Annotated in this window: 20 protein-coding genes; 2 read left to right on the top strand and 18 right to left on the bottom strand. The window is 61.0% G+C overall.

The window, feature by feature from the left end; translation table 11 throughout:
- Positions 1–30: 30 nt before the first annotated feature.
- Positions 31–432: a thioredoxin gene (trxA, locus tag AACZ26_RS02660; RefSeq protein WP_339618887.1), complete on the top strand. Its 402-nt coding sequence runs from the start codon at positions 31–33 to the stop codon at positions 430–432.
- Between the two features lie 92 nt (positions 433–524).
- On the opposite strand, the gene AACZ26_RS02655 is transcribed toward trxA, so the two are convergent.
- The 6 genes from AACZ26_RS02655 to recQ form a co-directional block, all read right to left on the bottom strand.
- Entirely contained in the window at positions 525–1,535 is a 1,011-nt protein-coding gene (locus tag AACZ26_RS02655; RefSeq protein WP_339618886.1) for an iron-siderophore ABC transporter substrate-binding protein, read from the bottom strand.
- 117 nt (positions 1,536–1,652) lie between these two features.
- On the bottom strand, positions 1,653–2,465 hold the full coding sequence (locus AACZ26_RS02650) for an ABC transporter ATP-binding protein (protein WP_339618885.1): 813 nt from the start codon (positions 2,463–2,465) through the stop codon (positions 1,653–1,655).
- Entirely contained in the window at positions 2,462–3,454 is a 993-nt protein-coding gene (locus tag AACZ26_RS02645) for an iron chelate uptake ABC transporter family permease subunit (RefSeq protein ID WP_339618883.1), read from the bottom strand. The genes AACZ26_RS02650 and AACZ26_RS02645 overlap by 4 nt, the downstream gene beginning before the upstream one ends.
- Entirely contained in the window at positions 3,451–4,488 is a 1,038-nt protein-coding gene (locus AACZ26_RS02640; RefSeq protein ID WP_339618881.1) for an iron ABC transporter permease, read from the bottom strand. Before AACZ26_RS02640 ends, AACZ26_RS02645 begins: the two co-directional genes overlap by 4 nt.
- Before the next feature lie 30 nt (positions 4,489–4,518).
- Positions 4,519–5,472, bottom strand: coding sequence for a siderophore-interacting protein (locus AACZ26_RS02635; RefSeq protein ID WP_339618880.1), 954 nt, complete (start codon positions 5,470–5,472; stop codon positions 4,519–4,521).
- A gap of 37 nt (positions 5,473–5,509) precedes the next feature.
- On the bottom strand, positions 5,510–7,564 hold the full coding sequence (recQ, locus tag AACZ26_RS02630) for a DNA helicase RecQ (RefSeq protein WP_339620617.1): 2,055 nt from the start codon (positions 7,562–7,564) through the stop codon (positions 5,510–5,512).
- A gap of 62 nt (positions 7,565–7,626) precedes the next feature.
- Between recQ and AACZ26_RS02625 the strand changes: the two genes are divergently transcribed.
- A complete protein-coding gene (locus AACZ26_RS02625) occupies positions 7,627–8,505 on the top strand; it encodes a DMT family transporter (protein ID WP_339618877.1) in 879 nt (292 codons plus the stop codon).
- A 63-nt stretch (positions 8,506–8,568) separates the two neighbouring features.
- Here AACZ26_RS02625 and AACZ26_RS02620 read toward each other — a convergent pair whose 3' ends face one another.
- The 12 genes from AACZ26_RS02620 to kynA all read right to left on the bottom strand — a co-directional run bounded on the left by AACZ26_RS02620 (position 8,569) and on the right by kynA (position 24,664).
- Positions 8,569–9,531, bottom strand: a complete 963-nt coding sequence (locus AACZ26_RS02620; protein ID WP_339618876.1) for a carbohydrate ABC transporter permease — start codon at positions 9,529–9,531, stop codon at positions 8,569–8,571.
- Positions 9,528–10,661 carry a sugar ABC transporter permease gene (locus AACZ26_RS02615; protein ID WP_339618875.1) on the bottom strand — a complete coding sequence of 378 codons (1,134 nt, stop codon included), beginning with the start codon at positions 10,659–10,661 and terminating at the stop codon, positions 9,528–9,530. Before AACZ26_RS02615 ends, AACZ26_RS02620 begins: the two co-directional genes overlap by 4 nt.
- A gap of 139 nt (positions 10,662–10,800) precedes the next feature.
- Positions 10,801–12,132, bottom strand: coding sequence for an ABC transporter substrate-binding protein (locus AACZ26_RS02610; protein ID WP_339618874.1), 1,332 nt, complete (start codon positions 12,130–12,132; stop codon positions 10,801–10,803).
- Between the two features lie 189 nt (positions 12,133–12,321).
- On the bottom strand, positions 12,322–13,383 hold the full coding sequence (locus AACZ26_RS02605; protein WP_339618873.1) for an ABC transporter permease: 1,062 nt from the start codon (positions 13,381–13,383) through the stop codon (positions 12,322–12,324).
- Positions 13,380–14,336, bottom strand: coding sequence for an ABC transporter ATP-binding protein (locus AACZ26_RS02600; RefSeq protein ID WP_339618872.1), 957 nt, complete (start codon positions 14,334–14,336; stop codon positions 13,380–13,382). Before AACZ26_RS02600 ends, AACZ26_RS02605 begins: the two co-directional genes overlap by 4 nt.
- A gap of 61 nt (positions 14,337–14,397) precedes the next feature.
- A complete protein-coding gene (cysE, locus tag AACZ26_RS02595) occupies positions 14,398–14,967 on the bottom strand; it encodes a serine O-acetyltransferase (protein ID WP_339618870.1) in 570 nt (189 codons plus the stop codon).
- Between the two features lie 54 nt (positions 14,968–15,021).
- The gene (gene cysK, locus AACZ26_RS02590) at positions 15,022–15,960 is read right to left on the bottom strand and encodes a cysteine synthase A (protein ID WP_339618868.1); all 939 of its coding nucleotides are present in this window, start codon (positions 15,958–15,960) and stop codon (positions 15,022–15,024) included.
- A 181-nt stretch (positions 15,961–16,141) separates the two neighbouring features.
- Positions 16,142–20,341 (bottom strand): ExeM/NucH family extracellular endonuclease, encoded by a 4,200-nt coding sequence (locus tag AACZ26_RS02585; RefSeq protein WP_339618867.1) that lies wholly within the window; start codon positions 20,339–20,341, stop codon positions 16,142–16,144.
- Between the two features lie 224 nt (positions 20,342–20,565).
- Positions 20,566–21,384 carry a PaaX family transcriptional regulator C-terminal domain-containing protein gene (locus AACZ26_RS02580; RefSeq protein ID WP_339618866.1) on the bottom strand — a complete coding sequence of 273 codons (819 nt, stop codon included), beginning with the start codon at positions 21,382–21,384 and terminating at the stop codon, positions 20,566–20,568.
- A 6-nt stretch (positions 21,385–21,390) separates the two neighbouring features.
- Positions 21,391–22,656: an aminotransferase class V-fold PLP-dependent enzyme gene (locus AACZ26_RS02575; protein ID WP_339618865.1), complete on the bottom strand. Its 1,266-nt coding sequence runs from the start codon at positions 22,654–22,656 to the stop codon at positions 21,391–21,393.
- Positions 22,653–23,810 (bottom strand): amidohydrolase, encoded by a 1,158-nt coding sequence (locus AACZ26_RS02570; RefSeq protein ID WP_339618863.1) that lies wholly within the window; start codon positions 23,808–23,810, stop codon positions 22,653–22,655. Before AACZ26_RS02570 ends, AACZ26_RS02575 begins: the two co-directional genes overlap by 4 nt.
- Positions 23,807–24,664 carry a tryptophan 2,3-dioxygenase gene (gene kynA, locus AACZ26_RS02565; protein WP_339618861.1) on the bottom strand — a complete coding sequence of 286 codons (858 nt, stop codon included), beginning with the start codon at positions 24,662–24,664 and terminating at the stop codon, positions 23,807–23,809. Before kynA ends, AACZ26_RS02570 begins: the two co-directional genes overlap by 4 nt.
- Positions 24,665–24,772: the final 108 nt, after the last annotated feature.

Below are 24,772 nucleotides of genomic sequence, written 5' to 3'. Positions count from 1 at the left end.
CGTTGTTCCGCTCCGTGAAAGGATGTAACTATGTCGACTATTACTCTCACCGCAGAAGACTTTGGCCAGACGGTCACCAAAGAAGGAATCACGCTTGTAGATTTTTGGGCCGAATGGTGTGGCCCCTGTAAGCAATTCGGCCCCATTTTTGAGGCCGCGAGCGAAGCTCACCCGGACATCACGTTCGGCAAGGTAGACACCGAAGACCAGCAGGAGCTCGCTGGCGCTGCGGGAATCACCTCGATCCCGACCCTCATGGCGTTCCGTGACGGCGTGCTCGTGTTCTCACAGCCCGGCGCACTCCCCGCCCCTGCTCTCGAGCAGGTCATCGAGGGCGTCAAGAACCTCGACATGACCGAGGTTCACAAGCAGGTTGCTGAACAGCAGGCCGCAGCAGAAGCTGGCGAAGCTCCCGCAGCTCCAGCCAACTAGCCTGCGCTCAACTCCTGCAGACGCCAAAGGGCCCCGCCGACGCATTCGTCGGCGGGGCCCTTTCATAGAAACCGCGAGGTTTAGATCGTGCGTTACTTCAGCGCTGCGGCGATCGCGTCAACGAAGCTGTCGACACCCCAGGGCAGCGAGAGTGCCGTGGGAGGAGAAACCGAAGATACAAGAGCTGCACCTTCGACAGAGACCAACCCGCCAGCAGCGACGGCTGGAATGCTCTGCGCGTAGGGCTGGGCAGCGAAAGCCTCGCCCGCCTCTTGGTTCTCAAAGTATCCGATCAGCAAGTCGCTATCGAGCGCATCGAGCTTTTCGTAGCTGAGCGTGTAGTAGAACGAGGAATCGCCGTTCGAGAGAGCGTCAACGGCTGGAGCGCTTTCGAGACCGAGGTCAATCAAGAACTCCACGCGGGGGTCAGCTGGCTTGTAGACGTAGAAGGTTCCTCCAACGTCATAGGTTGCAGCAAAGGTCTTGCCTGCAAACTCAGGATGCTCGGCAGCTTTCTCGGCAACGATCTCGTCGATGCTCGCGAGCACCTCATCCGCTGCGGTTGACTTGCCCAAAGCGGTGCCGGTGATGCTGATCACATCACGCCACGGGGTGGTCCACGGCAGGTCGGGGTAAGCGACAACGGGTGCGATCTCGCTGAGGAGGTCGTACTGCTCTTCAGTGATTCCCGAGTACGTCGCCAGGATCAGATCCGGCGCAGCTTCGGCGATCTGCTCGTAGGCGGGAGCATCAGCGGTGGCAGGGAAGATAAGGGGAGCATCGCCACCGAGGTCAGCGAGAGCATCCGCGGCCCACGGCAAAACGCCGTTCTCGTCGCCACCGTAGTTCTGTGCCTCCATACCCACAGGAACCACACCGAGCGCGAGCACGGCGTCGCCGCTGCCCCACCCCAGGGTGAGAACCCGCTGGGGTTCGCTCTCGATGACGGTCTCACCGAACGCGTGCTCGATGGTGACAGGGAAAGCGTCGGATGCTGCAGGCGCTTCTGCATCGCCATCTGGGCCGGAAGCAGAGCATCCGCTCAGCGCGATAAGTGCAGCGGTGGCCGCCGCGAGAGCGGCAAGGCGGGGTCGGCGTGACATTGATCTCCTCGATCGAACGATAGGTGCATGGTAAGGATAGGCTTGCCTAACCAATATTCGCAAGCTGGGTGGGGAAAGCGGGACATCTAGGTGGGCAAGGCGCGGTAGCCCTGCGAACTAGCGGCGACCAAGCGGAATCACCATCGGTGAATGCGACACCGGATCATCAATGATCTGAGCCTCAAGGCCGAAAGCTTCGCGCATCCGCTCGGCTGTAACCACTTCAGACGGTGTTCCTTGAGCGAGGATGCGCCCCTCACACATCAGAATCATGTGATCGGCATAGCGTGCCGCTAGGTTCAGCTCGTGCAGCACCATGACAACAGTGGTTCCGCGTTCTCGATTGAGGTCAGCGAGCACGTCAAGCGCATCAAGCTGGTGACGCACATCCAAGAACGTCGTCGGTTCATCAAGCAGCAGGATGTCGGGATTCTGGCTCAACGCCATCGCGATCCACACCCGCTGACGTTGACCGCCAGAAAGCTCTTCGATGCGCCGCGACGCCAACTCGGCAGTATCGGTCGCGTTCAACGCGTGCTCGACAGCCGCCTCATCCGACGGCGACCACTGCTGAAACCAACCCTGATGCGGATAACGCCCTCGCGCCACAAGGTCGCGCACCGTGATGCCCTCGGGGGCAATCGGCGACTGCGGCAATATTCCGACAAGCTGAGCAACCTCTTTCGACTGCAGCGAATGGATGTCGCGCCCGTCGAGCATCACTCGACCAGAAGCCGGTCGCAGCAGCCGTGACAATCCGCGCAGCAGAGTCGACTTGCCGCAGGCATTCGCGCCCACAATCACGGTCATCTTGCCGTCAGGAATCCCCACACTCACGTTCGACACAATGTCGCGGCCGCCATAGTTGAGAGTCACGTTGTCGGCGCGCAGATCGTGCGTAGGCCGTTGGGGCGCGTCAATCTGGGTCACGAGGCACGTCCTTCGCGGTTGGTGGTGGAGATGAGCCACAGCAAGTACGGAGCACCCACGATGCCCGTGACAATTCCGGTGGGCACCTGAGTTCCTGTGGTGAGGAGATGTTGGGCAACAAAGTCAGCGCCAAGCACAAGAACAATCGCCACAAGGGCACTCGGCACAAGCGCGAGCCCTCCCCCGCGCACTAGTCGTCGAGCAATTGGGGCGGAGACGAAAGCGACAAACGCGAGCGGCCCCACAAGGGCGGTTGCGATCGCCACGAGGGCGACAGCCACGACGATGAGGGCGAGCCGCGAGCGCTGCACGGCCACGCCGAGGCCCGCAGCAAGATCATCGCCGAGCTGCAGCATCCGGAGTCGTGAAGCGAGCAGCACAACTGCGGGCACCAACACGACGAGACTGACGACCATGATGAGTACGTCTTCCCAGCTGGCACCGCCAAGCCCGCCGACCATCCAGACGAGCGCCTGCTGTGCGTCGCGGACATCCCCGCGGGTAATGAGGTAGCCGATCACCGATTGCGCCATGAACGCGATGCCGACACCGATCAGAACGAAGCGCATTCCGTTCATGCCTGAGCGCCACGATAAGAGGTAGATCACGAAGGCGACGATGAGCGCGCCGACGAGAGCGGAAAGCGACACGACAAGCCCGGTCGCCCCAAAAATGAGGAGGCTGAGCACTGCGGCAACGCTAGCGCCACCACTGATACCAATGATGTCGGGGCTCGCCAGAGGATTACGCAGCAAGCTTTGGAACAGTGCGCCGGCAAGGCCAAAGCCGACAGCAACAAGCATCGCGAGCAACACACGTGGAAGCCGCAGTTTAAAGACAATGAAGCGGTCTGACGGGGTGCCGCCGCCGAACAGTGTTGCGAGCAAATCGGGCAACGCTAGCGTATATGCCCCAACCGCAATACTGACGAGAGCGAGGGCGAGGGCACCAATCGACAACCCGGTGATGATGCGTTGAGTGCGATTCACAGTCCAGCCAACTTCACTCGGCGCACGAGGGCGATCATGACCGGGGCGCCAATTAGCGCTACAACGAGTCCCGCTTCGAGCTCAGAAGGCGCGACCACGAGGCGACCCACAATGTCAGCGACCAAGAGGAGGCTGGGACCGACCACGGCAGAGACTGCGATGATCCAGCGGTAATCAGGGCCAGTGAACGGGCGCACAATGTGGGGCACAACAAGACCGACAAAGACGATCGGCCCGGCGAGAGCAGTGGCTGATCCGCAGAGCAGAACGACAGCTCCGGCAGCAATTGCCCGGGCTACGTGGATCCGCTGACCGAGGCCACGAGCGAGGTCATCGCCGAGGGCGACGAGGTTGAGCATCCGCCCCGAAGTGATAGCGAGAACGGCCCCAATCATCACGAAACCAATGACAATCTGCACAGCGTCGAGATTGCTGCTTGCAAGGGAGCCCACCGACCAGAACCGATAGGTGTTGAGGGTGTCGGCATCCGAGATAAGGACCAGCGAGATCATCGACGTGATGCCGGCGGTGACGGCTGTTCCGGCAAGCACAAGCTTGACAGGGGTTGCCCCTTCCCGACCGAGCGAGCCAATCGCGTAAACGATACTCGCGGCAGCAGCAGCCCCGGCAAAAGCGAACCAAATGTAGCCCGTGGGGTTAGAGATCGACAGCACACTGATCGCAAAGACAACCGCAAGCGAGGCCCCGGCGTTGACACCGAGGAGGCCCGGATCTGCGAGCGGATTGCGAGTGACTCCCTGCATGACTGCACCGGCTACGCCAAGCGAGAGCCCTGCGAGCACGCCGACGATAGTGCGGGGCAGCCGCAACTCCCGGATCACAAGCTGGTCGTTGTTGCCCGCCTCGGGAGCAAAGAGTGCCTGCCAGATTTGTGAGAACTCGACGCCGCGAGCGCCAAGAGCAAGGCTCAACACGAGAACTACTGCGAGCAGCCCGAGAGCTGCGAACAGGGTGACCCAGCGCCGGGTACGGAGGCTCAGCGTCGTGCGCGAAGCCGGAACGGTCTGGGTCATGGGCGGTGGTTGTCGTTGTTGCGGTGCGAGTTACTGCGCTTCGGACTTGCCGAGACGCCAGTAGCCCATAAAGGCAACCTGCTTGCGGTCAACGCCGGTCTCGCTCACGAGAAAACGGCGAAGCAGTTTGATGACGCTTGCTTCTGCCGCAAGCCAGGCATAAAAGTGGGTTCCGGATGCTACACCCGGCGAATCCCACAACAGTTCAGTATCAACGTCGATGTCACCCAGCGGCTGCTCAGCAGGGGAGAGTGCGGGTAACACGAGTGACGAATTGGCTTTCGTCCACGCCCGGACGGCGGGGTCGAGCGCGGAGCCTGCGGGCTGCTCGTTGCGCGCGAGCCACGTGACGGAGCAATTGACGCCCACGTCAAGCGGAAGCTTGTCTGCGGCATCCGGAATCTCAATGAACGCGTGAGCCTGCACACTGGGATCGAGGCGCTCGAGGATGCTGCAGATAGCGGGCGCGGATGTTTCGTCACCCGCAAGAAGTACGGTGCGAGCGGGGCCAGGGTGCCAGTCGATTCCGACGCCAGAGTTGATGCTTGCGGCGTCGGGGCCGACGATAATGACCTCGTCACCGATCGTTGCCTTAGCGAGCCAGCGACCGGCGGGACCGTTAGCGCCATGGAAGACCATGTCGACGTCAATCTCGCGAAGTTCGGGCCGCACAGCACGAATCGTGTAGGTGCGGAAAGGGTTACGTGCCTCGTCGGGCAGCGCACGCCAGCGGGAGTACCACGTGCCTTCGGCGATAGTCTCAGGATCGGTTGCACCAATGTCGCTCAAGCCGATGCCCGGAAGCGGCAAAACTATCTTGATGCGCTGGTCGAAACCATCAGTTCCGAAAGTCTCGAACTCCGGCCCCGTGAAGGTGACGCGCCTAAAGTGAGACGAAAGTTCGCGGATGCTTTCCACACGCGCCATGAACGGTCGATAGCCCGGGCGGGCGTCTTTCGCGATCTCGCGTTCCAAGGTAAGCATTGCCTAAGTATGGCATACCTAACCTGAGACGAAAAGTTTAGAACTCAGGGGGCCCATCGTACGGAGCATCGTCATCCGAGTAGAACGGGATGTCGTCTTCGTCGCCGGGAACCGCGGTTGCCGGGGCCGGGCGCGCTGCGGCCGGTCGAGAGGCAGGTCGCGAAGACGCCGGCCGTGTCGCCGGCCGTGACTGCCTCGGTGGAGTCGAGGGAGCGGCTGCAGTGGACACCGGTGCAGCAACGGCAGCGACACCGCGTGCGGCTTCGACCTCACCCGATCCGCCGGCGACAACCGCAAGCACTGCCGCCCCAAAGGTCTCGAGTTTCTTCTCACCGACACCGCTGATCTCCGAGAGCTCAGCCAGCGACTCGGGCTTCGTGACGGCGATACCGCGCAGGGTGGCATCCGCGAACACAACGTACGCCGGAACCCCATTGTCGCGGGCGACACCGGCACGCCATGACCGCAGACTCTCGAAGAGGTCGGTCGCCGAGGAGGGCAGATCAGTCATGACCTTGCGCTTCGCCGCACCGCCACCGGCACTCGATCCGCGCCCCTTGCGAGGCGCTTCCTTGCGCAGCTTGACCGTGCGCGATCCGTTCAGCACCGAGGCGCTCTCAGGCGTAATCGCAAGCGTGCCGTACTCCCCTTGCACCGCCAGCAGCGATTGCGCGAGCAACTGCCGCACAACCGAACGCCAGTCTTGCTCCGAGACATCCGAACCGATGCCGAACGTTGCGAGGTCGTCGTGTCGTTGCTGAGTTACCCGCGGAGTGATCTTGCCGATCAGGATGTCGACCAGGTGTCCGGCGCCAAACTTCTGGTTGCGTTCGCGCTCCAGTCGCACAATCGTGGACATCAACTTTTGGGCCGCAACAGTGCCATCCCACGACTCGGGCGGCGACAGACACGTGTCGCAATTGCCGCAAGCAGTCGAGTCTTGACCGAAGTAGCCAAGCAACTGCACGCGGCGACACTCCACTGTCTCGCACAGCGCGAGCATCGCATCGAGGTGGGCGCTCAGATTACGACGGTGAGCCAGATCGCCGCCCGACTGATCTATCATGCGCCGCTGCTGCATGACATCCTGCAGGCCATAGGCAAGCCACGCGGTTGCGGGCAAACCGTCACGGCCGGCACGCCCAGTCTCTTGGTAATAACCCTCAACACTCTTGGGCAGATCGAGGTGCGCGACGAAGCGCACGTCAGGCTTGTCGATGCCCATACCGAACGCAATTGTCGCAACCATCACCATGCCCTCTTCTCGCAAGAAGCGGCTCTGGTTGCTTGCCCGCACTCGCGAGTCGAGACCCGCGTGATACGGCAGCGCGGGGATGCCGTTCTCGACCAAGAACTGCGCCGTCTTCTCGACCGAAGCTCGCGACAGGCAATACACAATGCCCGCATCGCCCGGATGCTCGGTGGTCAGCAGCGTCAGCAATTGCTGCAGCGGCTGCGCCTTCGCTTCTATGCGGTACTGGATGTTGGGCCGGTCAAAGCTAGAAACATACGGGGTGGCGTCGGTGAGTTTGAGTCGCTGGGCGATCTCTTTGCGAGTGGCTTCGGTCGCGGTGGCGGTCAGCGCAATACGTGGGACGCTCGGCCACAGGTCGTGCAACACATCGAGCTGCAGGTAGTCGGGGCGAAAGTCGTGGCCCCACTGCGACACACAGTGCGCTTCGTCGATGGCGAAAAGCCCGATCTGGCCCTGCTTGAGCAGATCGACAGTGGAGGAAACGCGGAGGCGCTCCGGGGCGAGGTAGAGCAGATCCAGCTCACCAGCCCGGTACGCGTTTTCGACGCGAGTGCGCTCGTCGGCGGACTGGGTGGAGTTGAGGAACGCGGCACGCGCGCCAACGGCGGCGAGAGCATCCACCTGATCTTGCATCAAAGCGATGAGAGGCGAGATAACTACGCCGGTGCCCTCACGCACGAGAGCGGGAATCTGGTAACACAGCGACTTGCCGCCACCGGTCGGCATGAGAACAAGGGCATCGCCGCCGCCGACTATCGTGTCGATGATCTCGCCCTGCTGCCCCCGGAACGAGTCGTAACCGAACGTGGACTCAAGAACAGACTGGGCAGACACCATGCCGAGAAGTCTAGGCGCAGCCACTACCATTGGCTTGATTCGTCCCCACAGCGACAGGCACCATGTTTACCGTATTTCTCGGGCTTTCTAGCGCGCTCACCTTCGGTGCCGCAGACTTTTTCGGTGGCATCGCTGCCAAACGGATTAGCCCCATTTTGGCAACCGCAGTCGGCGCCCTGGCTGGGCTCGTTGTGCTGCTCTTCATCTTCCCTTTCGTCACCAACGTGTGGTCAACCGAAGCGGTGCTTTACGGCATACTCGCGGGAGTCAACAGCGCAGTAGCGATCGGCTTGCTCTACGCCTGCCTCGCGATCGGGCCCATGAGTATCCTGTCCCCCGTGACGGCCGTAATGTCGGCGCTTGTGCCGGTGACGGTCGGCCTGCTGCGCGGAGAGTCCCTGGGCACGTTCGGTTTCGTCGCGATCCCCGTCGCGCTCATCGCGGTCGTGCTCGTCGGTTTCGTTCCCGAGAAAGACGCCGTGCGTCCGAGCCTCAAAGCGCTCCTCATGGCGGTGGGCGCTGGCAGCGCAATCGGGCTCTTCTTTGTGATTCTGGATGCCGCGCCCGACGACTCTGGCATCATTCCCGTTGTGGGCAACCGCGTCGTCAATGCGCTGCTCATGTTCACGCTGTTCTTTGTCATGGCCGCGTTAGCTAAGCGCAAGCGAGCCGGAGCATCAGCTCCCGCCCGACACCCCGCGTGGCGTCGTGGAATCTACTTCGCTATGGTCGGCGGCACCCTCGATGTGATCGCCAACATGGCCATCATTACGGGCGTTCGCACGGGTGACCTCTCGGTCATCGCGGTGCTCACTGCTCTTTACCCCGCTGGCACGGTGTTGCTGGCGGCGATTGTGCTGCGCGAGAGAATCGCGCCCGTGCAATATGTGGGCATCGCCTTGGGCATCGCCGCAAGCATCCTGCTTGTGCTTGGCGGCTAACGCGCAGCCGTTCTGACGACGCATCAGCCCCCGGCACGTTCTGCACGCGATCCCTTCGTCGAATTAGCCCTTCGTCGATCCGGCGAGGAGTCCGCGTACGAAGTACCGCTGCAGTGCGAAGAACACGATGAGTGGCACGAGGATCGAGATGAAGGCACCGGCGGTGAGCAGGTTCCAATCTTGACCGCGGCTACCGGTGATCTCTGCCAAGAGCTTCGTCATGGGCGCAACTCGTCCGTCGGCAAATACCAGCGCTACGAGAAGGTCGTTCCAGACCCAGAGGAACTGGAAGATCGCGAAGGAGGCGATTGCCGGCATCGTGAGCGGGAGCACAATGCGGAAGAAGATCTGACCGTGACCAGCACCATCCACTCGAGCTGCCTCAATGAGTTCACCCGGGATCTCGGCGACGAAGTTGTGCAGCAGGAAGATTGCTAGCGGGAGCGCGAAGATCGTGTGCGCAATCCACACTTGCGAATAGGAGTTGGAGGCGTTGAGGCTTGAGAACAGTTCAACGTCGCCGATCGACAGGCCACGGGAGAACAGGCTCAGCAGGGGAACAAGCGCCATCTGTAGAGGCACAATCTGCAGCGCAAAGACGCCAATAAACATCCAGTTTCGACCAGGGAACTTGATCCAGGCGAAGGCATAGGCAGCCAGGCTGGCGATCACGAGCGGAAAGATCGTGGCCGGAAGCGTGATGGCAATCGAGTTAATGAATGCGCCCGCAAGGTTCAGCGTGCTGTTACCCGCGGCGAGCACCTCGGTGTAGTTGTTCAGAGTGAACCCGGGGTTCTGGAAGATCGTCCACCAACCGTTGCGGAGAATCTGCTCCGGCGGCCGGATCGACGAAATGAAGAGGCCGAAAGTGGGTGTCGTCCAGAGCACCGCGATGACGAGAGCGGCAATAGTTGCCCCTCGGCTCGTGAGGCGCTTCTTGGTGCGCGTTCCAGCCCCTTCACCTCGAGCGAGTTGCTTCTTGGTCTTCTTGTCGACCGGAACTCGTGCGGGAACTGTCGCAGTCATCGGATCTCCCTCTGCTTTTGGATCTGTCTCGCGTTATAGATAACAATCGGCAACACCATCAGGAACAGCACGACGGCGAAAGCTGCCGACCTGCCGACTTCGAAGCCTTGCCATTGGGAGTACATTTCGTTGGCGATCACGCTGGTCTCATTGGCACCGGCCGTCATTGTTCGAACGATGTCGAAGACCTTCAGGGAGGCAATCGAGATCGTGGTCAAGACAACGACGAGTGAGCTGCGGATGCCCGGCACGGTGACATTCATAAAGCGCTGCCACGCATTGGTCCCGTCAAGCTCCGCGGCCTCGAGTTGCTCAGCGGGAACACCCTTGATCGCAGCCGACAGGATCACCATGGCGAAACCGGTCTGAATCCAGATCAGCACCACGATGAGAAAGAACGTATTCCACGGCGAATTCGACAGCCACGAGACGGGTTCACCGCCGAGCCAGACCACAATCTGGTTGAGAAGACCGATCTGCTCCTGCCCGGCGGGTCGCACGGCGTACACGAAACGCCAGATGATGCTTGCGCCCACGAACGAGATAGCCATGGGCATGAAGACGAGGAGTTTGAACACTTTTTCGCCGCGCGACTTGTCGATAAACACGGCGTAGGCGAGACCAAAAATGGTGGAGACGGCGGGAACAATCAGCACCCAGACGAACGTGTTGGCGACAGTGCGGATGCCGGTGTCTTGAGTGAAGATCCAGATGAAGTTCTCAAGGCCAACAAAGCGGGTTCCGCGGCTATTCATGAACGCTTGAATCGTGGTCTGGATCGTCGGGTAGATGAGTCCGATGGCCAGGAGGAAGATGGCGGGACTCAGAAAACCGACCAGCTGGAACAAGTACCCAGCGCCTTGCTTTGACCTGTAGTCGAGGTAAAAGAACAGTGCGCCGAACACGGTTGCCGCGGCTGCCGCCCACAAGACTGAGCCGAGCGCAAGAAACACGAGCCCGGGAATGAGCACGCACGCAACGGCGCGGATGATGGTGAATTTGCGTCCCGATCGCGGCGCAACTTCGAGAAAGAAAATCAGCAGTGCGATCACTGCGAAGAACGCCAGCAGCACAAGGGGGATTTGTGCAAGGGCTGGAAGGGTCGAAACCCAGGCTAGGAAAGCTGACATGACAAACCTTTCGAGTGCATCACTGGACTCTTCGCTGCTCTGACTCTACGACAACTCTGTCGCGTGGTGCGGATATAAGTGCGGGCTGGGACAACATCCCAGCCCGCGACTCATACCGCGATCACTCTATGAAGTCGAACTACTCAGACGGCCATGAGGCATCGATCGTCGAGAGCACTTCTTCGGTTGACTTGCCGTTGACCCAGTCGACCATTCCCGTCCAGAACGAACCTGCGCCAACAACACCCGGCATGAGGTCGGAGGCGTCGAAGCGGAACGTCGTTTCGGGGTCTTGCAGAATCTCAATGGCCTGCTGAAGGATCGGGCTGCTCGCGTTGGCGGGGTCAAGGCCATTGTTAGCGCTGATGACACCACCGAGAGCTACGCGAGAGTTTGCCCACTCGGGGCTCGAGAGATATTCCTGCACCTTGATGGTGTCTTCGTCGTTCGAGAACGCGCCGACAATCTCGCCACCACCGGTGACAGCGTTGCCGCCGGCCTCAACGGAAGGAGTGACGAAGGCCCAGATGTCAGCATCCGGTCCCACTGAAGCGTTGCCGTTCTTGGGATCCTGGATGAAGCCATCAAAGAACGATGCCTGGTGGTGCAGCGCACAGGTTCCGTCGCCCAAGGCACGAGCCGGGTCACCGAAGGGTGTGCTGTTGATCGACTTCACATCGCCGAATCCCGCGTTCACATAGTCAGGGTTCAAGAGGATCTCGCCCACGGAATCGAAGGCAGAAACGATGGCAGGGTCACTGAACGGAATCTCGTGTGAAACCCACTTGTCGTAGGTCTCCGCTCCGGCTTCGCGAAGAACGAGGTCTTCTACCCAGTCCGTTCCCGGCCAGCCTGTTGCGGCATCCGAACCGAATCCTGCACACCACGGTGCGGTTCCGGTGGTGTCAGCAATCGTCTGCGTGAGGGTGAGCAGTTCGTCCCATGTTTCGGGAACCTCAACGCCCCACTCAGCGAACTGTGACGGGGCGTACCACACGAAGCCCTTGACGCTGGCCATCAGCGGCGCGCCGTACAGTGTGTCACCCGTGGTTGCATACGCGGCCCAGTCGTCTGACCAGTACTCGTCGACGTTCGCTTGAACGCCTTCGGGTGCCGGCTGGATGTAGTCGCGAGATGCAAGGTCAGCAAGCAGACCTGGCTGCGGGAAGATTGCAAGGTCGGGCGCGTTGCCACCCTGCGCACGAATACTGATCTGAGCTTCAAACTCTTTACTGGATTCGTACTGGATGTCGATGTCGTTCTCGGTCTCCCAGTCAGCCCAGGATTCTTCGAGAAGTTCAGCTTCTGTGTCGGCAATGGTTCCGTAGATGGTGACAACGCCATCCGCGTCTCCTGAATCGCCGGGCCCGCCTGCGCCACCAGAGCCTGATGCGCAGCCGGTGAGAACCATACTTGCGATGCCCAGAGTGGCAATCGGCAGCAAGGCTCGTCGATAGTGGTGGGAAATCATACAAATCCTCCTCGTCGAGGTTTTGCCCGCAAGCCGAGCAGCATACGGGGGAACAACTGCAGCTCAGAACCCGCCCCTCAGAGTGACAAAATCTCCAGAGAGCGTGTTCATCAATCACGCTAAGCCACTCCGAGAGGGTTCTGCAAGCGCTTACGCTACAGATTCATCGACCGAAACCGGAATGAGACATTAGGCGATGCGGCTGCCGCGACTCAGCTGTGCTGCTGGGGTCTTCGTGCGCGACCAGGCCCCAGCAAGAAGCCCTCCGGCGAGGGCAAGGTGCACCGCTAACCCGACCGCCCAGCTCGGAGTGGTGGAGTCAATCACCTCGCGAGCGCTTGGGGAGTCCGGATACTGCTCTCGCTCTCCCACGACGCACTCGTTGTAGCCGCCCTCTAGGTCCGGCGCGGTTTGCGCCATCCGGGTGCCCAGCTTGAAGTAGCCGAAGAGATCTGTCGGCTGACCGTTTGTGTCATACGTGGTCGGCACAGCATCCGCCAAAATGACGTACGGGTTGGACGCTAGTGCGCCCCAAAAAAGATCGAATCGAGGCGTCTGATACTCATAGCTCTCGGGTGCCGAACAGGCCGTTGGCGCGCCCGCGCTGTCGTACTCGAGGGCGTAGCTTGAGGTCCGTGTCGCCGTCGTCTGCAGCGCTAGCCCGCCGAGACCGAAGGCGATGAGAGTTCCGACGCTGAGTGCGGCAACCACGAGATAGGTAACCACGATAGAGAAGAGCGGTCGCGAGAGTAGCCCTGAGAGCCCAACCCCTACTGCCGCCACGACTCCAAGTTCAAGCGCCAAAATCACAATCGAGACAAGGATCGTGCTTGCCCGCAATTGGCCAACGAGAGCCGAATAAACGAGAAACGGTATAGCCGCCGCCAAGAACGCAAGTGCCGTCACCCACGCCGAAAGAAACTTGCCCATGATGAGTTGGCCCGTGGTGATGAGCGTCACTTGCGTCGTCGCGAGCGTGCCAGCATCCCGGTCACCATTGATCGCGTTGCCCGAAAGCGCTGGGGCAACAAGAGTGCCCAAGAGCAGCACAAAGTAGATGATCGTCGAGAAGATACCGCCAGCGCCGTTGTCATCGCTACCGAAGCCGCTCAGCGCAAATGACAGCAACACCGTCACCATGAAGATCAGGCCCACAAAAACGGCGAGAAGAATGTACCAACTCGTGGTGCGCACGCGTTGACGCAGTTCGAGCGAGAGAATCACTCCAACGCCAGAGAAGAACGCTTTCATTTATTGTCCTCCGTGCTGAGATCGATGAAGGCATGTTCGAGGTCGCCTACGGCTGGGGCAAAAGTGCTGATTGCGACTCCGGCACCCACCAAGCGAGCAAGCAGGGCGGATGCCGCAGCCTCGCCCTCCAGAGCAACAATCAGTTCCGTGCGATCGGTCGCTATCGCGGCCTCCTCGATTCCCTCAGCAACGAGTGCCGCGCGCAGAGCCACGGCGTCGCTCGAGCGGATGCGCCAGGGCCGAGCCGTCGCGCGACTTCGCGCCAAGGCTTCCGCGGATGCTGTGACGCCCTTCGATAGGTACACGGCACCGTCAGCCATTTCGTCTAGCTCAGAGAGCACGTGGCTCGACACGAGAAGCGTCTTGCCTTCGGAAGCGAGACGGCGAACAAGGGTGCGCAAGTGGGCGCGAGCTACGGGGTCGAGGCCAGAGGCTGGTTCATCGAGCAGCAAAACCGACGGGTCATGCACGAGCGCGCGAGCGAGACTCAGCCGCTGTTTCTGGCCTCTCGAGAGCACACGCGTGGGGCTGTCGGCGAGTTCACCAAGGTCAACGAGGGCAATGAGTTCCGCTGCACGCCCCGCAGCGGTCGTTTTATCCATAGCGTACATTCGCGCCGTGTAAATGAGGGTGTCACGCACGCTGATTGTGGACCACGAACCGAGAACATCGGGCATCCACCCCAGCCGCGAACGCACCGCAGCGGTCTCGGTCACAGGATCATGACCGGCAATCCGGATGCTGCCGGCATCCGGCTGAAGCAGCGAACCCAGCATGAGCATGAGGGTGGTTTTGCCGGAACCATTCGGACCAATGAGGCCAGTAACCGTGCCGGGGTCTGCGACGAAACTCGCATCGCGGACGGCATGGACGTTGCCGAACGATCGACCAACATTCTCGACGACGATGCCCGCGGGCTCAGGGGCAGTGTGCAGCAGCTCGGTACTCACCATGCGGCTGAGCATAACTTACTAATCTGACGAACAGTCCACCCTAGCGAGAACAGCAGTCGCGCTAGATATAGATCGCAGGATCGGTGTAACCGAAGTCGTCGAGCGGGGCTTTCGTTCCACGCTTGGGTCGAGCGACGGCGGGAGCTCCGACGAGAAGAGAATCGGCTGGGGCATCCGCCACAACTACCGCACCAGCACCCACAACGGAACCAGACCCGATCGTGATGTCGCCGAGGATGGCCGCACCGGCCCCCACAACGATGTCGCTGCCGAGAGTGGGGTGACGCTTGCCGCCCTGCGAACTTGTGCCGCCGAGAGTGACGCCGTGGTAGATCAATACGTCGTCGCCCACGATGGCAGTTTCACCAATGACGACGCCAGAACCGTGGTCAATGATGACGCGGCGACCGATCTGAGCGGCAGGGTGGATCTCTACCCCGGTCAAAAAGCGAACGAACTGGGAGACTACGCGGGCGAGAAAAAGCGCCCGCGCAGTCCACAACCAATGCGTAAACCGGTAACCCCACACGGCGTGCATTCCTGAATAGGTCAGCCAGATCTCGAAAGCACCGCGAGCGGCCGGATCGCGCCGGCGCACCGCAGCAATATCTTCACGAGTTCGAGCAAACAATAGAAAATTCCGTCGTTAGTGGTGGTAACCGGCGATAGCTAAAACGAAGAGTGACTAGTCGACGAGGTCTTCGTAGAGAAGGGTCGACAGGTAACGCTCACCGAAGCTCGCAACGATAACGACGATCGTCTTGTCCGCGTTCTCGGGGCGCTTCGCGAGCTCAAGAGCGGCGTGCACAGTTGCACCGGAAGAAATACCGGCAAGGATGCCCTCCTCGGCAGCAAGGCGGCGTGCCATCGTGACGGACTGCGTGATGTTGACGTCGAGAACCTCGTCGTACACATCGCGGTCGAGAATCTCGGGCACAAAGTTGGCCCCGATTCCCTGAATCTTGTGGGGACCAGGTGCTCCACCGTTGAGGATGGCCGACTCTTCAGGCTCAACAGCAACAACCTTGATCTCAGGGTTCTGTTCCTTGAGGAAGCCACCAGCACCGGTGATCGTTCCACCAGTTCCGATACCGGCGACGAAGATGTCGACGGCGCCGTCGGTGTCGTTCCAGATTTCGGGACCCGTGGTTTCGCGGTGAATGGCGGGGTTCGCTGCATTGGCGAACTGCTGAGCAGCAACAGCGCCTTCAGTGTTTGCGACGATCTCTGCTGCCTTCTCGACAGCGCCGCGCATGCCTTCACCAGCAGGGGTCAGTACAAGCTCGGCACCGAACGCGCGAAGCAACATTCGGCGCTCCTTGCTCATGCTCTCGGGCATCGTCAGAACAACGCGGTACCCGCGAGCAGCGCCGACCATGGCCAAGGCGATTCCGGTGTTTCCACTCGTGCCCTCAACGATGGTTCCGCCAGGCTTGAGCGCACCGGCCTTTTCTGCCGCATCAATGATGGCAACACCAATACGGTCCTTCACGCTGGCTGACGGGTTCTGGAATTCAAGCTTTGCGAGCACCGTTGCGCCAGCACCGTCTGTTACGGAGTTGAGCTGAACCAGCGGAGTATTACCGACGAGTTCGGTGACGTTGTTGTAGATACGACTAGCCATGATTCAGGGGTTCCTTCGTAGGTCGGAGATCGATGGGAGCTTGCTCACCATAGTTAGTAGCAATCAGCACACCAAATTTATTTCATCACACTGGGTAATTCTGTAATGGGCGCTACACGAAAGAGGGCCCCGCAACATGCGGGGCCCTCTTCGTTTCACTCAGCTAGTTACGTACTGGCGACTAAAGAACAATCACCAAGCGCGGGAAGCTCGAGCTTGACTTCACTGTGTCGTTACCGGAGTACTCGACCCAGATGAGGTGGATGCCGCGGCTCAACTTCGGCAGTTTCAGCGAGGCATTACCGCGCTTGTCTACCGTGCTCGTGCCGACTGCGGTGCGACCGTCATAGAAGGTCACCTCTCCGGCGGTCGAGCCATCCTTGCCGACCTTGACACTGGCATCCGCCGTCACGGAGCGGTTGCCCCAGACCAACCAGGAAGAGAGGCTCGACCGCACACTCGAGGAGATCTTCTCCACTGATTGAGCGTCGGACTCGGCGACACCATCGGTGTAACCATCCTTGCTGGCCGTGACTTGCACGCTCAGCTCGGTTCCGATGTCTTCGGTCGTAATGCGGTAGCGGCTATCTGTCGCGCCAGCGATCGGCGCGCCATCGCGCAGCCACTGGTAGCTGTAGTCGGGTGACTTCACGCTCCAGTTGCCGTGCACTGCCTTGACAGTCTTGCCGACTTCGACCTTTCCGCGGATGCTCGGAGCCTTCGTGTTCTCGATGGCTTCAGCAGTAGTCACAACTTCGATCGGTACCGCAATCGCGGTATCCGTTCCCGGAACCGTGACGGTCAACGCGAGCGTGCCCGAAGGCGTGCCGGCGGGAATCGTGACGGTCACCGTTGCGCGACCCTGCTCATCCGTGGTGTTCACGATGGTGCGGTCGATCGTTGCCGAACCGAGCACGTTTCCATCAACCGAAACCTCGACCGTGGTGGCGCCTGAGCCGCCCCGGCTGAAGGTGAGCGAGGAGAGGTCGAGCGTGACGTCGTCTCCCGGGTTGAAGCCGTCGGCATCCGGAGCCGAAACAACAGCACCGATGGCGCGCTGTTCAAGCGGTGGGCTTGCGACGGTGTTCTCTTCGAACCACTCGACCATCGACTGCAGGTCGACGCGGCCGCTGTCGGCGCGGTCGGTTCCCTCAGCCAGAGTGGCGAAGTTGTCGCCACCGGCCGCGAGGAAGGAGTTAGCAACCACCTTGTAGCTGGCTGCGGCATCCACGGGAACACCGTTGAGGTACATCGCGGTCACTCGCTCGCCCTGAGCAGCAGTCGGGTCGTACGCGTAGGTCAACCCTTCCGAAACGCCGAGCTTGAGGAAGGGACGCTGCGCACCCGCCGGCTGCCACTGCTCTTCAAGAACCATCTTGATTTGAGCACCGGTCAGCGACATCGTCGTGAGCGTGTTACCGAACGGCTGAACGTTCGCCGCCTCACGGTAGGTCACTTCGCCGTCTGCGTCGCCCGCGCCCGATGCTTCGTAGACAAGGTCAGTGCGCAAACCACCGGGGTTCATGAACGCAATCTCAGCGCCCAATTCGGATGCTGCCCAGAGCTGAACATCAGCGACGAAGTTGCCGAGGGTCGACTCTCCACCGCGGTTCTCCGGGAACGGGGTTCCGTCTACCGGCGACTGCACCGCACGGAACATGCTGTCCGAGATCTCTCCGACCTTGGCATTGCCGAGCTCAGCCGCAGCTGCGGTAGCTTCATCGACAATCGCCTGCACGGCGAGGTCAGGTTCAAAGCCAGTAATCGGCAGAACCTCGGCTTCGAAGTTGATGATCTCCTTCGTTGCCGGGTCAACAGTCAGATCAAAGTGACCGTAGTTGGAACCGTACTGTCCAGCCGAGACGACCAGGCGAGGGCGGTCCATGCCGGGCACGGTGACTTCGTGGTCGTAGGCAAGGTGAGTGTGACCCGACACGATCGCTTCAACCTTCGGGCTCACGCCCGTGACAATCTGACCAAAGGCCGAGTTGTCCGTTGATGCTGCGATGTCGGTGGATGCCGCACCTTCGTGAACCAGCAGCACGAGAACGTCTGCTTCGCCATTGGCGTCGTTTCCGTCGGTGAGGTAGTCCGCAACGCGGTCTACCTCGTCAACGATTCCGCGAATCTCGAGGGACTCGATTCCAGCGGGGCTCACGAGTTCGTTGAGATCTTCAGTGACTGCACCGATGAATCCAACACTCACACCGTCGAACTCTTGCAGGAAGTACTCGTCGTAGGCCGGAGCGTTGGTGTCCCGGTCATAGAGGTTCGCTGCGAGGTAGGGCCAGTCGGCGGCATCCAAGATGCGGTCGTCAACGTCAGCACGGCCCTGATCGAATTCGTGGTTTCCGAAGGAACTCGTGTCGAGTCCAATTTCGTTGAGCACGTCGATGGTGGGCTGGTCGTTTTGAATGAACGACGTGAAGGTCGTTGCACCAACGAAGTCACCAGCACCGACGAACGTGGTGTTGGGGTTGAGCGCTTCCCAGTAGTTCACCATTCCACCGAGCTGAGCTGCACCGGGAACCCCACCGCCCGCTTCAATTCGACCGTGGAAATCGTTCGTGGTGAGAATCTCAATCTCGACCGGCGCTGCCTCGGTACTGAGGCCGATGCTGATCGGGTCGTGGTCGCTCGAACGGAAGACAGTTCCCGATTCGGCCGCCGGGTAGGCATAACCGCGGTCTGACCACTCAGGCGAGTTGATGTTCCAGACGGCAGCATCAGTTACGCGGTCGGCAAGCGACGGCGAAACGATGATGTGGTCGAGCGATCCGAGTTCGCCATCGAAGGTGTAGGTGTACTGGTCGTCGGTCATTGCGGCGAGAGTGTCGACGTAGCCCGCCGAGGTGAAGACCTGAATGGGGTCTTCTTCGGAGTAGGCGTTGAAGTCACCAACAAGAACAACCTGGTCGCTTTTGGCTTCGTCAGCGGAGATCGAGTCAACGAGGTCCTTGACGGCGTTGGCCTGCTCAACGCGTTCTGCGTTGAAGAAGCCTTGACCGTCACTAGGTTCTGTTCCCGAACCACCCTTTGACTTGAAGTGGTTAGCGATCACCGTGACAAGTTCACCGTTCGACTCAAAAGTTTGAGCGATCGGCTCACGCGCGATATCCCAGACCGACTCATCGACCGCCGTGAAGCTATCCCCCACCGGGGTGGCGGCTGCTGGCTTGAAGATGATCGCGTTCGTGATGAAGTCAGTGATGGCTGCATCGTTGAGAGCTGCTGGTGTGCGAACGTAATCCCACGTTCCCGCACCGGCTGCCGCGTTAAGAGCACCAACGAGGTCGATGAGTGCTTCGTCGAGGTCTCCACCCAACTTGATCGAGTTCTCGATCTCCATGAGGCCCACAACATCCGCGTCGAGGGAGTTGATGGCTGCCACGATCTTCGATTGCTGGATAGCGAACTCTTCTGCGGTGTCAGCACCACGAGCATCCGAATCTTCGCTCGTCAGAGTCGTGAAGTAGTTGTAGACGTTGAATGCTGAGACCTTGAATTCTCCGCCGACGACAGGAGCCGACTCTTCGCGCGGGTTCGTTGATTCGAACGTGGGCAGGTACTCCGCCGGGGTCGCATCGTTGATCGCGATGGTGGGCTGCAAACGCCAGTCATCAAAGCCGTAGCTGAGAACGTAAGGGTTCGCCGGGAACTGAACGGTGTCGCCGTTGCGCACGACGGTGTCAGCCGAGAAGTACGGCTGGTCACCGGGGTGAGACCCGTTGGAAACTTGGATGCTGTAGCCATCATCGAGGAGGATACGGCTGGCACGGTTGGCGGCGGCGATCGCAGTGGCGTCGGCTCCGGCATCCGTGGTTTCGGTGCTCTTGACGGCGAGCTCCTCTGGGCTGAGCCAGAGCGTGCCGAAGTTGTAGAGCTGGTGGCTTGATGAGACGAGGTAGTCACCGGTCGGAGTGACGAGCATGGACTCGAGCGGCTCCCGATCGGCACCAACGACGCTGGCATCGAGAGCGGATGCGTGCACAAGATCGGCGGGATCGAGATCGGCGGCAGCGGTGACGAGTTCTACGCTCGCGGGCGTGGAGCCGGCACCGAGCTGAGTCTGGCCGAAGCGTTCATCGACGGGGCCGGTCGCGGTGACCTTGTCGCCAATAGCGACGGGCGGGTTCGCGTTGTTGAGGTAGAGGAAGATTCCATCGGAGGCGCCAGGCGTAGCATCGCTCGCCCCGCCCGACCCGGGAGTCTGAATGACGATGCCGCGGTAGCCCGAAGCCCCACGGTAGTCAGCGGTGACAACACCCTCGACAGTGACGGTGTCGCCGACCATGGTGCTCGAGGCGGAAGTGCCCTGAACGTCGGCAATGGTCGTTGTTACTTCGGCGGCTAGGGCAGCCGGAGCGGTAATCGTAGCCAACGCAATGGCGCACGACGTGGCAAGAGCCCCGATCGTAAGCCTCGTTGGCCTGCTGCTTCGTGGATACATAGCGGGCAGTCCCCTTATGAATTGTGAAATCAACGGTCTACCCCCAATAAGGGGTATTTCAGACCATAGCCGTGCCCACAGCTCATTCCAAGGTTTTAAACGGATTGCTCATGTGCGCGTAACCCGTTGTTCTTCTGCGCGAGTGATCAGCGCCGCTACGCGCTCGTGGCGCGGGCGAAACCGTGAGCCCGGGCGGCCAGCGAACGCGAAATGCGACCGAACAGGTCGAGGCTCGACCGCCCCGGCCAGTCCTCAGGAAGCGCCGAGTCGGGCAAACCCGGATCAAGATACGGAATAACCCGCCATTGATCGAGGGCGTGAATGTAGCGCGCGAAAGCCTCAGCGTCACTCGAGGCGGGCCCCACCAAAGCAGAGTTCTGGGCCAGAAAGCGGTCATGTAATTCGCGCAAGCGGTCAAGATCCCACCACTGCGCTGCCGCATCCGCAAACGACCGATTCAGTTCGGGTCGCCCCGCGATAAACAGGGTTGCGCAGTCCCTGAGGTCGAGGTCATCGAGGATGCCCAACACCTCCCCCTTCAGGTGGGCGGGGCAGATCCACAGGCCGGTCGCAACGGTACCGCACCCGATCCAGCCGAGCCGACGGCGCAACTGGTGCCGCGCGTCACGACGCGACTCCGGAATCGAGAACGAGATCAGACACCACGCGTCATCCTCGCGCTGCTGGCGGAAGCTGAAGATGCGACGGTCCCCGCTCTCGAGCATCGGCACGGCGTCACTGTTGACTCGGTACCCCTGGTGGCCATTAACGACCTCGGGCAGCAAGAGACCTTTCGATTTCACGCGCGCGATTGCACTGCGAGCGCCATTGGCTGGCACTCCAAGCGCCTCCATGATGCGCACGAGATGCGCCGACGAGATCCAGCCACCGAGCTGACGCAGCTGCGAACCCACAAACGTGCGCAGAAGTGAGGTTGCACTCCCCGGTCGGGAGTCGAAATCATCCAGAATCACGGTCGGTTATTTCGAGAGCTGCGCGTGAATAGCGTCGATGCCCAGCTGCACTTCGGCGAAGGTTGTGCTGAGCGGCGATAGTCCAAGACGGATGCCGTGGGGCCGACGGAAGTCAGGAATGATCCCCTGTTTCCAGAGTTCGGCATTCACGGCGGCGAAGCTTTCGTGGTCGATCGTCACGTGGCTGCCCCGTTCGGCGGAATCCCGCGGAGAGCTTACGGTGACGCCGAGCGGCACTAGCAACTGGTCGATGAGCGCAAGCGCGTATTCGGTGAGAGCAACCGACTTGGCGCGGATTGCGGGAATGCCCGCTTCTTCGATGAGCCCAAGCATGTCGTGCATCGCGAGCGAACCAACGATCGATGGAGTGCCGCTAATGAAGCGACGGATACCCGCGTGGGGCGCATAACCGGGCCCCATTTCGAAGGGGTTGTTGCTGCCCATCCAGCCCTGGATCGGCTGCGTCATGGTGTCGATGTGCTCGGCGCGCACGTAACCGAACGCCGGAGAACCCGGGCCTCCGTTGAGGTATTTGTACGTGCATCCGGCTGCGAGGTCGACGCCCCAGGCATCGAGTTGAGTGTCGACGACGCCAGCAGAGTGGCAGAGATCCCAGAGCACGAGCGCTCCGGCATCGTGGACAAGTTCTGTGATTCCCCGCATATCGGCGAGGTGGCCCGAGCGGTACGCGACGTGACTGACAACAACGAGCGCCGTGTTTTCATTGAGCGCGGCTTTCACCTCGCTGGCGGTTACCCCCGCGTCGCTCGCCGGATCGATCCAGCGCAGGGTCTTGCCGAGCTCTGCCGCGATGCCCTCAACGAGGTAGCGATCGGTCGGGAAGTTGCCGGTGTCAATCACGATCTCGCTGCGGTTGGGGCGTGCGCTGAGCCCCGCCCGAATCAGCTTGTAGAGCACGACAGTTGTCGAGTCGCCGATGAACGTCTGCCCGGCGGCGGCACCGAGCGTGGCAGCGCCGAGACGATCACCGAGCGTCAGCGGCAATTCGTACCAAGACTCATCCCAGCCACGGATGAGGCGACCACCCCACTGCTGCTCAACGAACTCAGCGAGCCGTGCTGCACTGGCAGTCGTCGGGCGCCCGAGCGAGTTGCCGTCGAGATACGCCCGCACTTCATCCGAACGCACGAACTGAGCGGGATAGCTCTTCAGCGGGTCGGCGGCATCGAGAGCTGCGGCAGCGTCAGCGCTCGTGTCGATTGCCGCGCTGGCGTCGATGTGCGCAGCTCTCGGGGCGTGGGTGTCGGTCATTGGTCGTTCCTCCAGGTGGTCGGGATGGGGGTTGTTGCAGCAGCAACGGCGACGTCGCCATTGCGAGCCGAGCGCGCGCGGGTCGCGCTCACGGCGAAGTTGGGCTGGAGCAGGTCGCGAGCGGTGACGACGGTGACAGTCATGAGCCACGATGCGAAATCAGCATCCGCGGCCGGCACTGTGGGCAGGTAGCTGACAGCGCTGCCAAAACCGGGCAAGCACAGTGTGCGCAAAAGGGCGTCGTAGCGCACACCCGAATCCTGCAGCGCGGTCAATTCACGCTGGTTGAGGCCAAGAGGTAGCTCGCCGTTGCCTAAGTCTGTGCCGTAGCGAACGGTGCCGCCCGCAGCATGGAACCGTCGCAGGTTCTCACTCGCCGCCTCAAAGTCACGGCCGCGCTGGCCATAACCATGGATGTCGAGAGTGCTGATCCACGAGTGTCGACCGGCCAGAAAGCGAGAGTGTGGTTTCGCCATTTCACGGATGAATGGATCACTGAGCCTCTCGGTCCACGGCGTGTGTGCGAGGCGATCAACCCCCGCCTCGAAAGCGCGCTGTGCTTGACCAGAACCTTGAACGTGAGCGACCACCTCGATGCCCCCGCTGTGGGCATAATCAACGAGCGCCTGCAGGGTGTCATCGTCAACGACAGGCCCGTCTTCAGCATTGAGTGCGAGCTTCACAAACGTGGCTCCAGCCGCACGCTGCTCGGCGACCGCAGCCATAGCCTCCTCACCCGTTGACACTTCAGCGACCGCGAGGGTCGCAGCCCAAGCTCGCTTACTCGGATAGCCGCCAGGAGCGGTGATGAATGCCCCCGCATACTTCAGCGCCGGCACCGCGTCATCGCGAGCCCACTCACGAAGGCGATCAGGATGACCACCCAGATCGTCAACGGCCGCGAGACCCCCAGCCACGAGAGCGCGCGGCTGCGTCAGGCCCAGATGCACGTGCGCGTCGCGAAAGCCCGGAAGCAGCACTCCCGGAAGACGGATCGCATTCGGGCTTGCGGCATCCGCTATCGCTCGGATGCCGTGCGGACTGACGCGCACTGTCGCGGGACCGTGCCATTGGCGCAGCCAATAGCCATCGACGGCGTAGTCGACGCTGAGAGCCGAGTCGGAGCCGGATTCCGGGTCGGGTTCCGCGGTCACGGGCGACCGATCTCGGTGCGCACGGCGAACAGCTCAGGAAAGAAGGTGAGGTCGAGAGCTTTCTGCAAGAAACCAACTCCGCTCGAGCCACCCGTTCCCCGCTTCGTACCAATAATGCGCATGACCGTCTTCATGTGACGGAAGCGCCAGAGCTGGAAGTTCTCTTCGAGGTCAACGAACTCTTCGCAGGCCTCGTAGGCGAGCCAGTGTTCGCTCTCGTTGTCGTAGATATGACGGAAGGTGTTGATGAGCTGCTCGTTTTGCTCATACCCGCGGGTGACATCGCGGTTGAGAACGGCATCCGGAATCTCGTAACCGTGCCGGCTCAGGTAGCGCAAGAATTCGTCGTACACACTCGGCTCGGCCAACAGCTTGCTCAACAGAGCGTGAGCTTCAGGCTGCGCTTCGAATACCTTCAGCATTCCCGCATTCTTGTTGCCGAGCAGAAACTCGACCGCACGGTACTGGTAGGACTGGAAACCGGATGAGCTGCCCAAGTAGTCGCGGAACTGCGAATACTCACTCGGAGTGAGCGTCGCAAGAACCGACCACTGTTCGGTGAGGGTGCGCTGGATGTGCTTGACGCGCGCGATGCGCTTGAGCGCCATCGATAGATTGTCGCCGGCAATGAGATCACGGGCCGCGACGAGTTCATGAATCACGAGCTTAAGCCACAACTCGGTGGTCTGATGCTGGATGATGAACAACATCTCGTCGTGATGCTCGGGCTTGCTTTGCGGAGACTGCGCACTCAGCAGCGTGTCGAGTTCCAAGTACGAGCCGTATGACATCCGCTCGCTAAAGTCGGTAACGATCTCGTCTTCTAGGGCGCGTTCATTGTGAGTGTCCGACATGACGACACTCTATTGCACTTGTGCGACGACCGCCACATTTGTGTTTTGTTCGGGATGCGCCAGCGCAGCTCCCGCGAAAACAGTCGCGCACGAACCGCCACGCACGCG

The sequence above is a fragment of the uncultured Salinibacterium sp. genome, from assembly GCF_963974405.1.
In the GTDB taxonomy this organism is placed as follows: Bacteria; Actinomycetota; Actinomycetes; order Actinomycetales; family Microbacteriaceae; genus Rhodoglobus.
This window is presented reverse-complemented; position numbering and strand designations above follow the sequence as displayed.

What these genes read in the sequence shown, in the direction of transcription:
- recQ (WP_339620617.1), bottom strand. Translation starts at nt 7,564, where the DNA reads ATGGTGTCTGCCCAGTCTGTTCTTGAGTCCACGTTCGGTTACGACTCG.
- AACZ26_RS02620 (WP_339618876.1), bottom strand. Translation starts at nt 9,531, where the DNA reads ATGACTGCGACAGTTCCCGCACGAGTTCCGGTCGACAAGAAGACCAAG.
- AACZ26_RS02655 (WP_339618886.1), bottom strand. Translation starts at nt 1,535, where the DNA reads ATGTCACGCCGACCCCGCCTTGCCGCTCTCGCGGCGGCCACCGCTGCA.
- AACZ26_RS02640 (WP_339618881.1), bottom strand. Translation starts at nt 4,488, where the DNA reads ATGACCCAGACCGTTCCGGCTTCGCGCACGACGCTGAGCCTCCGTACC.
- AACZ26_RS02600 (WP_339618872.1), bottom strand. Translation starts at nt 14,336, where the DNA reads ATGGTGAGTACCGAGCTGCTGCACACTGCCCCTGAGCCCGCGGGCATC.
- AACZ26_RS02610 (WP_339618874.1), bottom strand. Translation starts at nt 12,132, where the DNA reads ATGATTTCCCACCACTATCGACGAGCCTTGCTGCCGATTGCCACTCTG.
- AACZ26_RS02615 (WP_339618875.1), bottom strand. Translation starts at nt 10,661, where the DNA reads ATGTCAGCTTTCCTAGCCTGGGTTTCGACCCTTCCAGCCCTTGCACAA.
- AACZ26_RS02605 (WP_339618873.1), bottom strand. Translation starts at nt 13,383, where the DNA reads ATGAAAGCGTTCTTCTCTGGCGTTGGAGTGATTCTCTCGCTCGAACTG.
- kynA (WP_339618861.1), bottom strand. Translation starts at nt 24,664, where the DNA reads ATGTCGGACACTCACAATGAACGCGCCCTAGAAGACGAGATCGTTACC.
- AACZ26_RS02575 (WP_339618865.1), bottom strand. Translation starts at nt 22,656, where the DNA reads ATGACCGACACCCACGCCCCGAGAGCTGCGCACATCGACGCCAGCGCG.
- AACZ26_RS02635 (WP_339618880.1), bottom strand. Translation starts at nt 5,472, where the DNA reads ATGCTTACCTTGGAACGCGAGATCGCGAAAGACGCCCGCCCGGGCTAT.
- trxA (WP_339618887.1), top strand. Translation starts at nt 31, where the DNA reads ATGTCGACTATTACTCTCACCGCAGAAGACTTTGGCCAGACGGTCACC.
- AACZ26_RS02625 (WP_339618877.1), top strand. Translation starts at nt 7,627, where the DNA reads ATGTTTACCGTATTTCTCGGGCTTTCTAGCGCGCTCACCTTCGGTGCC.
- cysK (WP_339618868.1), bottom strand. Translation starts at nt 15,960, where the DNA reads ATGGCTAGTCGTATCTACAACAACGTCACCGAACTCGTCGGTAATACT.